Annotated in this window: 3 protein-coding genes; 1 reads left to right on the top strand and 2 read right to left on the bottom strand. The window is 67.0% G+C overall.

Features of this window, described 5'->3' with window-relative positions; translation table 11 throughout:
• Positions 1 to 62: 62 nt before the first annotated feature.
• Positions 63 to 569, bottom strand: coding sequence for a type VII secretion system-associated protein (locus tag RPX00_RS44505; RefSeq protein WP_406634982.1), 507 nt, complete (start codon positions 567 to 569; stop codon positions 63 to 65).
• On the bottom strand, positions 559 to 11,781 hold the full coding sequence (locus RPX00_RS44500) for a TcdA/TcdB catalytic glycosyltransferase domain-containing protein (RefSeq protein WP_406634980.1): 11,223 nt from the start codon (positions 11,779 to 11,781) through the stop codon (positions 559 to 561). The genes RPX00_RS44505 and RPX00_RS44500 overlap by 11 nt, the downstream gene beginning before the upstream one ends.
• A 625-nt stretch (positions 11,782 to 12,406) precedes the next feature.
• Here RPX00_RS44500 and RPX00_RS44495 point away from each other — a divergent pair.
• The gene (locus RPX00_RS44495) at positions 12,407 to 12,946 is read left to right on the top strand and encodes a hypothetical protein (protein WP_406634978.1); all 540 of its coding nucleotides are present in this window, start codon (positions 12,407 to 12,409) and stop codon (positions 12,944 to 12,946) included.
• Positions 12,947 to 13,656 lie beyond the last annotated feature (710 nt).

Below are 13,656 nucleotides of genomic sequence, written 5' to 3'. Positions count from 1 at the left end.
GAAGGCGGGACAGGATCACCGGATTCCGGGGTGTGGCAAGCGAAGCAGCGTCCTGACGGCCGTCAGGAAATGATTTCCCGGACGCTGTCCGCGAGCAGCCGGAGGCAGCCCGGCGAGCCGGGGTTGAGGAGCAGGTCGACGTCGTCGTAGTCGTTCAGCAGGCGCAGCAGATCGACGGGCGCGGCCGGACGCCAGCCGGCGGCGCGGACCCGGTGGCGGTGCGCCGGGGCTGTCGTTACGAGCAGACAGGGGATGTTGTCCGGCGACGGGGCGATCAGCGGTGTCTCGTCAGTGTCCACGGCGACGGCGAAGGCGGACTCGCGGAAGACGGTCGCCAGCTGGTCGAAGTCGGCTTCGCCGCGGGCGGTCAGGCGGAGTACGGCGTCCAGCGGGTCGGTCGGGGAGTTTTCCGCGGCCGGTTCGTACGCCGGGTTGGGCTCGAAGCGGCTGACGGAGCCGTCCTCGCGGGCGAGCCAGCCGCCGACGACGGACTGCGGTGGCGGGCTCGAGGCCGTCGACTCCGGTTGCCACGCCGGGTCGACTAGCAGCACCCACTGGCTATCGGACATCGCCGGTACCTCCTCTGCCTTCCGGTGAATCTACTGATCGGGTCGCGAGTCCGGCCAGTTCGGCGGCTTGCCGGGCGGACGCGGCGCGCTCCTCGGCCTGGTAGCGGCGGATGGCGGCGGCGGTGTGCCAGCGGTCCAGCCAGCCCAGCCCGACGACGCTCAGCCGATGCCAGGTCGGCCGGGAGCCGTCGAGGGTGTGGCGCAATGCGGTGCGGAACGCGTCCGGGGTCAGGTCTTTCGCGGCCAGCTTCTCGATGGCGGCGGCCAGGTCGCGGGCGTAGCCGTCGGGGTTCGGGCGGTCGGCGATCCGGGCGATCTCTTCCAGCAGCAGTGCGCGGCCACCGGGGGAGTTGAGGACGGCGTCCAAGGTGCCGTGCCGGTCCAGGATCTCAACTGCCTCGGCGACGCGAGTGACGTCGTGAGTCGCTTCGGCCAGGTCCGCGAGCACTGCGGCCGCGTCCGGTTTGCCTAGCAGGGTGTCGGTTACGCCGTGCAGTTGCAGTAGGGCGTGCTGCTCGGTCAAGTGAAGCGATGACAGCGCGGCCAGTTCGCGAGCAGCGGCCCAGATCAAATCCGGACGTTCGTGGCGGGAGACGTCGATCGAGTCTGTGAATTTATCCCGGCGGAGTTCCGCGAGGACCCAGCCGAGCAGTTTGACGGTGCCCTTCCGGTCGTTCAGGGCGATCGGCCCGGCTGGCGGGCGCGGACGGAACCACCAGCGGTGCGAGGCGGTCCGGACCAGCTCTTCGAGCATCAGGTCCGTTTCGGCGGTCCGCTCGCCGCCGCTGATCAGGTAGTCCGCGGTGGGGTGTGGACTGGCCGACAGCTGGACGCTGATCGCGTCGGCCGGACGGTCGGTGCCGTCGGTACGCAGCTGCTCGGTGAAGGCTCGGGTGACCGTCGCATCGGTGGTCAGGGTGAAGTCCGCTGTGGACGGTCCATCGGGGACTGAGTAGTGCATTCCCACGGTGCGGCCGTTCTGCGTCCAGGGCCGTGGCGTCGCGGGCGCGGGCTCGTCGTCCAGACCGCGGAAGACCCTCGGAGCCGGGGTCGGACGGAAGGAAATGTGGACGCGACCGTCTCCTTCGGACACTCGGATCTTCACTGGTACGCGGTCCAGCACGTCGGAGCCCAAGGTGTCGGCGAGATGCCCGGCGAGTTCGCGAGCTGCGGCGGTGGCGTGCGCCCGGCCGTCCGGTCCCGTTCCAGTGACTTCGATCGGCTCGACCGGACCGTCCGTCGAGCGGAGCGTGTCGATCAGGTTTTCCAGCGGGTCCGGCGAGTCCGCCACCAGGACGGCCTCCGCGGCGTGCAGGGTGGCGGCGCGCTGCACCTCGCCAAGGTGGTAGTGCACGCGACTGTCCTCAATGGTCAGCAGCGCGCGAGCGGCCGGGGGCAGGGGAACGTCGTGCACCTTGCCGGTGTAGCTGCTGCGATCGGTGACTGTCCGGACGAGGGCGGACAATTCCGGATCGTCGGCGAGATAGGTCAACGCGGCCTGCCACACGAGGTCCGGATCGGCGTGCTTGCGCACTGCGGGCTCGACGGCGGTCAAATGCAAGTCGCCGTCCCGGTTGTACAGGCCACGCACCAGGGTCTGGACCACGCGCTGAGTCAGCTCCAGCGTCTCGAACCGGTCCGACAGCGGAGCCGGATCGCCCTGCGGCGGCAGCAACCAGCTGTGGTCGCTGTTCATCCGGATTTCGGTCATGCCCGGCAGTTCGAGCGCAGAGTTCAGGCCGATCCGCCGGGCCGTTTCGGTCATCGCGACCGGGCCTGAGCGGTACATCACCGACTGACGGTGCACCCGGCCCAGCGGGGTGGCGAAGAAGCCCTGGCCGAGCGAGTCGACTTCGCGCGGCATCAGGTTCGCTTGCGTCTGCCCGTAATTGTCGCGCAGCTGGTCCAAATAGGACTCGGCGAACGGGTGTCCTTTCGACATGGTGAAGGCCGAGTTCGCGATGTTCCCGCCGACCCGGTGCACCGCGTAACCGGCGTCGGACTCGGCGGCGCGGACGACGTCGCCCAGCCCGTGCACGACGTTGTCGCCGTCGGTGTAGAGGCCGCCGAACCGGTGCATCAGTTCCAGCCGCAGGATGTCGCTCGCGGCCGCGAAGCCCGGTCCGGTCTGCTTGGCCAGCTCGGACAGGTAGAACTCCTGTGTCCGCATAGGATGCTCGCTGGTGAAGACTTCGTCCACATTGACCAGTTGGATCCGGTGTTCCGCCGCCCAGCGCAGCAGATCCCGGACATCGTGCAGCGGGTCCGGGCCTTCTTCCGGCGCAGCGGTGGTCAGCGCCAGTTCGGTCTGCCAGCGCGGTACGTCGGTCCACAGCACGGGGACGATGCCCTCGCCGAGCCGGTCGGCCGCGTCGCCGAAATTCCGGCGGAAGGTGTGCATGGTGCCGGTGTCCTGGAGCGGGCCGCCGAGCCAGATAGCGTGCATCAGCAACGGTGTCGACGTTGTCTTGGCGAGGGGCTCGACGTCGCCGGGCGCCCACGTGGCCAGCTTGTCGTCGGGCCGTTCCTTCTCCAGTGTCCACTCGCGATTGTCGTCCAGTTGCGCGGGATCCAGGTGTTCCCGGCTCAGCTGGTAACCCTTGGTCAGGTCCAGCAGGTCCAGGAAGCTGATGCCCTGTCCGGCGGTGAGGGTGCCGAAGTCGTGTCCGCGCAGGAATTCCGGCGGCTCTGGAGCGCGGTACAGGCCGAACAGATCCGGGCCCAGCAACGGAGCCGGCGCCGGGCCGTTGACCTTGGTCCGGTGCAGGTCGGCCACCAGGTCGGTGGGCGACGAGTAGTGATTTTCCTCGTGGTGCTGCTCGCTGGGGGCGACCGCGGCCGGAGGTCCGAAGGTGCGGAAATGCCCGTCATCGGTGACGGTAGTGAAACCGTGTGTCGCTCCGACGGCTTTGCCGAGCGTGGCCGAACTCCGGCCGAACAACGCTGGTTGGGTCGGGGCGTGCACTGTGGACGGTCCGCCGAGTTCGCTGAGCGCTCGCTGGAAATCGTGCGCGAGGCCGCCGGGGCCGTCGGTCTGGCCGGTGCTGCACGCGATGAGCGTGATCGACGAATGGGATTGAGCCAACGGAGCGGCTTGCGCCACGATCCGGGCGAAGGTATCCCCGTCGACCCGCACCGTCCGGCCGCCGAGAAGGTTCACCTTGACGGACTGCGAACGGCCGTGGGCGAAAACGAAGAGGGAATCTTTGTCCCACGGTGCCGTGGTTTCGTCGCCCCATTCGCCGAATCGGCGGCCAGCCAGCTCCGGGGTCGCGCCGTTCGCGTTGGCCTGTTTCAAAAGCGGGTTGAACTTCTCCGGCGTCGCACCCTGCGGAAGGGTGCTGACCGTGCCGGAATTGTCGTTCACCCAGTCCTGTTCGACGCCCTCCGTGTGTTCGTTCGCCGGAAGGAACGAGATCGCGCGGACCCGGCCGGTTCTGTCGGTGATCCGACGGGTCTGGATTTCGGACAGGTCGAAGTCGTACGGGCGGTCGGTGTCGCTGTCCCAACCGGACACTGTCGTAGTGTCGTTCGCCTCGACGGTGCCTTCGTGGTGCTGCTCCGGGGTTTCCTCGACCGGACGCGGCCACGTGTGGGCGGTGACCTGCGTGTCCACATCGGACTTGGCCTGCCACCATTTTCGCAGCGCTTCGTCGGCCTTCTCCCGAGCCTGTTGGATCCGGTTGTTCGCGTCGTCCTGCCGCGCAGCATGTTCGGTGTGGTTGTTGCGGTACTCGTCGAGCACGGCCAGGATTTCCGCCGCGCGATCCTGGGCCGCCTGCCGCTGCTGGACCAGTTCGGCCTGCTCGTTGCGGATCTGCTGAGCTTGCCGTTGCGCATTCCACGCATTCGCGACCAGATCGCTTTGCGCGACGGATCCTGGTTCCTCGCCGAGAGCCAAGGAAAGAAACTGTTCGTCGAGTTCGTTGAGCCGGGCGATCTCGTCGTTGCCGGTACGCAGTGCTTGGCCCACGTCGCGCGCCTCGTTCTGCGCGTCCCGCACCGCTTGTCGCATCTGCTGTACCGCGTTGTCATCGACGGCGATGTTCAGCCCGTGCGCACCCTCAGTCGCGGTGCGCACGTTGTCGTTCTCGGACAGCCACGCGTCGTCGAAATCGCGCTGCGCCTTTTCTAGTTCCTCTTCCGCGGTGCGCCATTCCTCGGCGGCCTTCTTCACCGCGTCCTGCGCTGAGGCGAGCGTCTCCGGCAACGGCTGACCCAGCGACTGCTCCAAGTCCGTCTCGCTCATCCGCGTCCGCGAGGATTGCGGAACCCGCACCTCGACCGCCGCGGTCTTGCCGTCGACCGTCGCGACGACACGGTACTCGACATCGAACCCGACCAGACCGGTCCGGCCTTTGTCCTTGCCGACGACGGACCGCTGCGCGGCGCTGGTGCTCGAAGTCGGATCGGTCGGGCCGACGGGGCGGCGAACGTCGAGCCCGCCCCAGGATTGCGTGTTCCGTCCCGGATCGGTGATCCCGCCGTTGCCGAGGTTGCCCTGCTGTTCGCCGGTGACCGTTTCCTTCGCCTCGCCGGTGAAGGTGGAGGTGGTTTGGTCCGAACGCTCCAGTTTCACCGAATCGCTCAGGCCGACCAGATCCGGTTTCACCACGCGGGTGTACACCTTTACCGAGGCGTGGCTGCTGCCGGTCATCGCGGACGAATGCAGGTCCGGCGTCGCGAACGGTTTGCCCACCATGTTCGGGAGATGCGCCTGCAGCGTCTCATTGGTGATCGAGGAGGAAAGCGTATTGTGCGCGCCGGTTCCGGGCCCAGTGAGGCCATTGCCCGCCCCAGCGAGCCGCAGCGCGCGAATGGCGGCGGCTCGCACATCGCCGGCACCGCGAATCCCTTCGACCGTCGAAGACTTCGGCAGCGGCCCGAAACCCTCCTGCTGCCAGGCATCGAGACGGTCCGAAGTGGACTCCGCGGCGCTGAGTTCGGTGGTCCGAGATCCGTACAGTTTGGTGTGATACTGCTCGCTGCCGGAGATCTGTTGATCATCCGCGGACGACCTCGAAGTCACCGTCGCTTCCTGCGAAGCGACCGGATAGGTGTGCCCGTCCCGGGTGACGACCAACTCGAACTGGACTTGGTGCTGATACCGCGCGGACGGCCCGCTCGACGACGAAGTCAAGGCCGTGGTCGTGGCTTTGTTCTCGACGGTCTGGTCGCTCTTCGCCTTGGTTCCGGAGACTCCGAGATACGCGCCGTCGTAGCCGCTGACCTTGGGCTGGCTGTCCTGGAACAACCCGCGGCCGGCGCCGCGGATCTGCCCGCCATAGGACGAACCGTGGCCGGAGTTCTGTTTGTCCGTCCGGGTCGAATTGACGACGTGGTCGACTTCGCTGCCGTCGTGCTTCACGTCGAGGAACTGCGTGTCGAGGATCTTCGCCTTGAGCAGCAGTTGGTAGTTGTCCGTCCAAAGCACGCCTGGATCCTGGGCCAGCAACGAGACGCCGCCGTCTAGCGCACCGTCCACAAGGGAGGTCACGGCTTCCGGAGACGCGGTGTCGAGCGTCCGCTGGAGGTTGTTCATCGAATCGTCCAGCACCGACTTCGGCAGCAGCCGGTGGCCGAGCTTGCCGAGTTGCTGCCTCGCGTCCTGCACCAGCTTCGACAGGTTGGGCGCGTCCTCCAGCACGGCCGCGCCGAGCGAGCTGGACTTGCCGCCGACCAGCGGCGGAGCGGAAAGCTTGCCCGGTGCCGGAGTACGCGGCTCGACCGGTGGCAGCAGTCCTTCCGCGCGAGCCTCGTCCTCGGTCATCGCCACAAAGACCGAGCCGGGCAGCTTGACGTCCGCGCCCGCTCGCGAAATCGAGCCGTTGAGCAAGCCTTCCTGGCGGCTTTCCGTGATCAGCCGGACATTCGTGTCGTACTGCACGAGCACCGTGCGACTGTCCGAAGAGGACCGGTTGGTGTGGTCGATGCTCGCGGTGATCTCGTTCGACGAACCCGAACTCCGCTGCCACGGGCTCCATTTGGCGGTCCCGAAAAACTGGCCTTGGCCATGCGCGTCATTGCCCGTCGGACGAACCGTGAGGCCTAGTTGCACGTTGGCTTCGACGGATTGCTTGTGCGAGCCCTCGTAGCTGGCTTTGGAACCGCCGGAATACGTCCGGTCTCCGCCGCCGGTCTCCGAGACCGCGACGAGCTTCGGATTGCTCAGCGAGACACCGATGCCAAGGCCGCCGACGCGATCGGCGACACGTCGTTCATACCGGAATCCGTTCGCCGTTCCGCCTTGTTTCAGCAGTTTCGGGGTAAGGCCGCGGAAATTCTCCGGGGAGAACATCCGGTCCACGCGAGCACGCGCTTCGCTGCCCGGCAGGCCGAGTACCGCGTCACCGCCGGCGGCGCGTTGGAGCTGGCGCAATGCCTCGTCCCGCAGCGCTTCGGTGTTGGCGAATGCTTCCACGTGCAGGAACTTCGGCGTCGTCTGGTTCTGCTGCTGAGTCAGCAGATCGTCGATACTGGGAGTCTCGTCCGGCCGCATCGAGACGACTCCCGGCTTGCCCGGCTTGAATTCGGCCGGGTCCTTCTTCAGTGCGGCACCATCGTTGACCCACACATCGACCTTGCCGGAGATCGGCGGCAGATCTGGATCGCCGGTTTTGGCCACAGTGGACACCTTGGGCGTGACCCGGAACGGCGACCCGGGCGTCAGCCGCCGCACCCACGGCCGGTTGCGGGTGTAGCTGGTGATCTCAACCTCGAATTCGACGTCGTGTTCGAAGACCTGCGAATCCGGGCTGCCGCCTTTGCCGGTTGTCGTGGTGACGGTGGGACCGCCGGAATTCTTCCAGGTCCGGTTGTCCGAGTATTGCAGCGGCGTGACGGTCGGGCTGATGCCGAGATTCGCGACCGCTGATGCCCCCGGAATGATCACGCGGCCTTCGACACCGACCGACCAGCCTCGCTCCGTGGTAGTCGCGCTGGTCAGCGACGGGCTCGTTTCGTTGCTGTTCTTGACCGCGCGGCCGTCCGCCTGGCCGAGGTGCCGGCCGGGCCCGGGCTTCGCCTTTACCGTGACGTTGATGAACTCGTCGGTGAACAGGCCGCGCCGCTTGAGCTGCGCGGACACGCCTTGCGTGAACAGACTGTCCATTTTGCCCCGTAGCGAGGCGACCGAGAAGGTGGACGTGATCTTCCGCAGGTTCGCGAACCGTTCGGAGATGTCGCGACTGGAGCCTTGTTGGTCGCTTTGGAACTTGTCCCAGCGGGGGAGGAACTTGTCCGCGCCAGGAAGATTCCGCAACGCGTTTTCGATCTGTGGCTGCACCCGGGTCGCAGGTTCGAAGGACCCAGGCCGCGCGGTCCCGGCCGCCATCGCCGCCGCGAGATAGGGCGGCTCGTACCGCACGCCAACGTCTTTGAACTTCGCCGAGGTGTTCTTCGGGACCGGCAGGCCCTGCGCTTTCGCCTCGGGCAAACCCATCCGCGTGTACGAAGTGGCCTGTACGGTGGTGTTCTCGCCGGTGGAGGTGGTGACGTCGAGGTCGACAGTCACCTTGTACAGCCCGATGTCGCCCTTCGCGTTCACTGTGGACTTGTTGGTGAAACTGGTGCCGCTTGTGGACTGTTGATTGACCTTCCGGGAATAGCTGCCGCTGACCCCGCCGACCCCTCCGACCGCACCGGGCACATAGGACCCACCGCCGAAGATCGCGTTGACCTCTCCACCGTACTTTGACGAGACGGTGGTGCTTCCGCCGTTCACTGAGGAATCGTTGAACCGCAGCTCGCTGTCGCCGGGAATTGTGCCGAGGTATTCGACCTTCGTCGGCCGAGCCGCCAGCTGCACTGCGTCGCGGTGGGCACCGTGCGGGCTGAGCAGGTCGTTCGACATCACCGGGCTGCCTTGCATCGCGGTGCCGAGGATGCTGCGCACCCCGCCGCGACTGAGGAACTCCCGCAGCGACGTGCGGCCCGGGGCACCGAATTTCGTCACCGACGGATGCAGGTTCTTGCTTACTTGATCGAACAGCGCGTTCTCGTCGAAGTCGACCGCTTCGGGCGAGAGGAACTCGATCTTCTTGGCCCAGTCAGGCTTCGGCTCCGTCGATCCGGCGGTCTGCTCTTGCTTGAGGTTGGCGAGATCAGTGGAGAGAACGAGTCCAACTTGTCCATCCACAGTAGAACCGACCAGACCGCCAGTTTCGTTGCGCACAGTGATCTTGTAGGTCACCGGTGCGTCGGCGCGTTGCGTGTCGCCCGCGGTGCGGATCACCCGCTGCTCGGTGCCGGTCGTCGTGCCGGTGTGCTCGGCGGAAGGAGTGGCGAGCTGTGCGGTTCCGCCGACCGACGCGTACGGACCGGCCGGAAACAGCCCGAAGTACGAGGTGCCGACGACGTTCGCGGTGGTGTCGGTATTCGCGCTCGCGTGGGTGGTCTTGACCTCGTTCTTGACGTCGCCGATCGTCGGCTGCGGCAGCTTGGTGATCTGGTCGGCGTTGACCGTGCTGAAGTCCGGTTCCGCGGTGACGTGCACCTCGTACCACTTCTCGCCGACGCGCACCATCGACTTGCGTCCATCGCCCATAAAGGACTCGAACTCGGGGCCGGACAACGAATCGGTGATGGCGTCGATCCCGTGCGCCCGCGGCGGGTTCTGCTGCTTCGGGTTCAGGCGGTGGATGAGGTTCTCGATGCTCGTGCCGACGTCTTTCGCGCCGCGGACGTCGACTGGGACAACCGAGCCGAGCGCCTTTCCGTTGCGGGCGAACTCGGGCAGCCGCTCCGAGAGGGGGCGGTTGTCGGGTTTCTCCTCGGTCTGTTCGTCCGCTACGAGCACCGCGTCTTCGTGCTGCTCCTGCGGGGCTTTGATCGGCGTGTGCAGACTCGGCTTGCCGTCGGAATCGGGCTGTGAGTGGTGGTCCTGACTCGGCTGCGGATTTGGTGCGGGCGCGTCGCCGAGATGGTGGTCGCGGATATTCGCCGTGTTCGACACCGACTCGAGCTGATCGAGATTGCCTTGGTTCAACCGGGAGTCATGCCATGCTTCCGGCCCCATCACGCCGGTCTGGTCTTCGCGGTTGAACAGCATTTCGTCGTTCTTGTAGCCGTCGCCAAGGCCGAGGAAATGCATCAACTCGTGCGTAGCGCCGAAACTCGAATCGCGCACGTCCCAGTTCAGCTGGTTCGTTTCCGGAGTTTCGGGGTCCACAGTGGAGTCGTGCAGATTCACCGGGATCCGGCGGCGGGGGTCGGATTGCCAGCCGGTGTCGTCCGGGTGGATGTCGTCGGCGACGCGGACGTCGAGGCGGACGTGCAGCTGGTCGCCGCCGGGCAGCCGGTAGGACTGGTTGACCCAGTCGTCGAGGTGGTTTTGCAAGTCCTGGACGAACTGATCGCGCTGCTCGGGCGACACCGACCCCGAATGGGAGGTGAGATCGATCGGGACGGTGTGCTCGCGGACCCACTGTCCGGGCGCGATCTCGAACCGCCGCACGTCGAACCGGATCTGCGCCATCGCTCCGGCGAGCTGCCCGCCCTTGAGACCCGAGCGATTTCCGGCGAACTGCCCGGCGATTTTCTTGATCGGATCGAACCGCTCCGAGGAAAACCGCGTCACCGGTGCGGTATCGCGACGGCCGTTCCAGTCCTTCGGCCCCGGGAATTTCTTTTCCGGTTTCAGGTCTTTCGCCGTGTTCCCGGTATTCCTCGGCGCGGCCGCCGGAGTCTGGATATTCGGCGGACGGTTGCCGCTGAGGTTGTCCACAAGGGCCTGCCGGGTCGCCAGCGTAAGTTCAGCGAGCTTCTTGCCGTCCTCGACGTTTTCCTTCATGCCCTTGACCAGCGCGGTGCGGTCGTCCTTGGGCAGATTCGCGACCGCGTCGGAAAACTTGTCCGGTTTGCTTGGCGTCGGACCGGTCGCCGTGATCCCGTGGAACGCGGCTTTGGCGGCGATCTTCGCCAGATTCGGGTCGAGAGTCGTGTGATTGCCGAGATAATGCCCGATCTGGTCGGCCCAGCGCGTCTCGTTCGCGTGACTCTGGGCGAGCGCGGTAATGCCGTTCGGATCCGTGCCGAGCTTGCCCGCGATGCGCGATCCGTCGGTCTGAATGGCGAGGTCGGAGGAGAATTTCGCGATCGCGGTCGGATGGTCGCTGTATTGCCAGCCAGGATTGCGCTGCGACAGAACCGAATCGACGATTCCCCGGCCCTCTTTCGCCCCGTATTCGAAGGTGCCGGTGTTGGGGTTCTTGACGCCGAACGTCACGTCGTTTTCGAGCTTGTTCCCCGCCATTCGGACGAAGGTGTTCGGCTCGGGAAAATAGACGGATCGGGAGTCGACCCCGGCCAAGGCCTGCCGCACGTCAAGATCCAGCTGGGCAGCCCGGTTCGCGAGGTCACCGTCGTCCGGCCGGACGTGATAACCACCGCTGATGGCCTCAGGCGGCCCTTCGGGGTTTTGGTCGACCGCGGTGTTGACCGCGTCGAACAGCGGCCCGTTGCGGGTGTTCAGGGAGTGGACGTCAGCGTCGCCGGTGTGCAGGTAGACCTCGTTGTTCCCGCCTGCTTCGCGGATGCTGTCGACGAGCTGCCCGGTGACCGGGTTGCGGGCGATGGTCTCGCGGATTCCGCCGTAGGGGATGGTCTTCTGGTCGATGTTCGGGTTGCTCGGGTGTTTCCAGGTGAATCCGATTATCGCTACCGGGAAGCGGTTGTCCCAGGTATTCTGGAATTGCTGGATCTTCTGTTCTATTGCTCGTTCTGTTCCCGGTGTGCCGTTGAGTCCGATTACGAGGGCGAAGCGGCCGTCTGCGGAGTTCTCGGCGAACCCGGTGGAGTACTTCTCGGCGATGGTGCGGAGATCGTCGTTCGGAGTCGCCGCGACGGTGGCTACTACGCCGATGCTGTTCTGGTTGGTTTCGTTGCGGGTTCCGAGGTTGCCGATGATGCCGGTTTCGTGGACGACGGTGTATTTGAAGTTCTTGTGGTGCTGAGCGAAGTCGCCCTTGCCGCCGGTGACCGGAGGCTGCTTGCCGACATTCGGGCCGGGTCCGGTGGCCGGTGCGGGTTTTTTCGGTGCCGCGACGGGGGTGTGGAGGTTCTTGGGGGAGGCGGGTTTCTTCGGGGCGGCGACTGGGGTGTGGAGATTGCCTCGCGCTGGGGAGGGGAGGGGGCGGCCTGGTTTGGGGGCCGGGGTGGGGTTGGTGTTGATCGGGTTCGCCGAGGCCGGGGGTGGCTTGGGATCGGTTTTCACGGCGGCCGGGTTGGGGAGGCTGCGGCGTGGTTTTGGGGCGGGGGTGGGGTTGGTGCTGATCGGCTTCGCTGGGGCAGAGGGTGGCTTGGGGTCGGTTTTCGCGGCGGCCGGGTTGGGGGTGGCGGTGTGGCCTGGGTTCGGGTTGGCGGTGGGGGAGGTGCTGGTGTTTCGGGCGGGGTTTGGTGCCGGGGCCAGGTTGGTTGACGGATCCGGGTTGCTCGACGGGCCCGGGTTGGCCGATGGGCCCGGGTTGGTTGACGGATCCGGGTTGCGGCTCGCCGCCGGGGTTGGACCCGGGTTGGTCGACGGGGCGGGGTTGGTCGATGGATCCGGATTGGCTGATGGATCCGGGCTGGGGCTCGCCGCCGGGGTTGGGCCTGGGTGCGTCGTCAGGTTCGGGGCCTGGTCGGCAGCGGGGTTGGGGCGTGGATCGGTGGTGGGGTGCTGGTCTGTGGCCGGGTTGGGGCGTGAGTCGGTCGTGGGGCTCGGGTCCGGGTCTGCGGCCAGGTTCGGGCCTGGACCGGTCGCTGGGGTGGAGCGCGGGTTCGGGCCTGGGGCGGTGGTGGCGTTCGGGGTTGGGTCTGTAGCCGGGTTCGGGCCTGGACGGGTCGTCGGGCGCGGGGCTATGGCTGAGTTGGGGTTCGTCGCCGGGTTTGGGGAGGGGGCTGGCCTCGGGCTGGGGTTTGGAGCTGGAGCCGTGGTGGGGCCGGTGATCGGCGGGTTGGTGGAAGGGATCGGGCTGGGGGTGGCGAAGTGCTTCGGGTTCGAGGCCGGGGTGTCGGGTTGGTGTGCGTTGGCGTGCGGGGCCGGGGAGATGGGTTGGCTGGTGACCGTGCCTGGTGTGGGCGTCGGGCTTGGAGTGGAGTCGATGCCGGTGACGCTGGTGGACGTCGGCGGGGGAGCCGGCTTGGGCTGCGGGGACGTGTTTGAGTTGGTGGGCGTGGGGCCGGGGTTGGTCGCGGAGGTGGTTTTCGCGCCAGGGGTGACGGAGGCCGGGCCTGGGTTGGTGTTCGAGGTGCGGCTGGGGTCGGGGAACGGGGAGGCGTTGTTGTCGGCCGGAGCCGGGGAAGGGTTTGGACTGGGGGCTGGGGAAAGTGCGGGGTTCGGGCCGGGCGATGGGCTTGGCGGCGGGGCCGGGGAGGTGTTGATGTTCGTGTTGGTCTGAGTGCTGGGGTTGTGCGCGGAACTGGTGCCGGGGTGGTTGTCGGTGCTTTCCGGGGTGGAGTGAGGGGTGGTGCTCGATGGGCTGGGGTGGGGTGCGGAGCTGGGGGTTGCGTTCTGGGTGCCGTCGAAGCCGGGGAGGCCGGTGCCCTGGTGCGGGGTGGTGATGGGGGACGGGGTGGGCACGTGGTTGCTGGGGGCGGGTGTTGCTGCCGGGTTGTGGTTGCTGGCGGGGGTTGTCGTGGGGTTGTGGTTGCCCGTGGGTGGGGGGATCGGCTGGCCGTTGGGGTTGCCGGGGTTGACGGGGGCTGGTGTGGACGGGGTCGACGTCCCGGGGTTGCCGGCGTCGGTCGGGGGTGCGACGGGAGTTCCGGTCCTGACCGAGTCCTGAGTGGACGGGGGCGGAGTGGTGTTGTGCTCGGTGCCGGTCGCGCCTTGGCCGGTGGGGGCTGGGTTTGGGCTGGTTCCGGGGGGTGAGGAGTTCGCGCCTGGGGACGGGGTCTGGTTGCCGTTTGTACCGGGGCTGGTGGATGGGGTCTGGTTGGCGTTCGTGCTGGGGCTGGTGGCTGGGGGTGGGGTCTGGTTGCCGGTCGGGTTTTGAGCGGCGGGGGTGGTGACGTTGTGGTTGGCTCCGCCCTCGTTTCCGGCGCTGGGACTGGTGCCGGGCGGGGAGGGGGTGGCGGCGTTGTGGTTGCTGCCGGGGCTCTGCGGGGA

This window comes from Amycolatopsis sp. WGS_07, from assembly GCF_045278895.1.
Lineage (GTDB): Bacteria > Actinomycetota > Actinomycetes > Mycobacteriales > Pseudonocardiaceae > Amycolatopsis.
The sequence above is the reverse complement of the archived record's forward strand: the minus strand, read 5'-3'. Positions and strand labels throughout refer to the sequence as shown.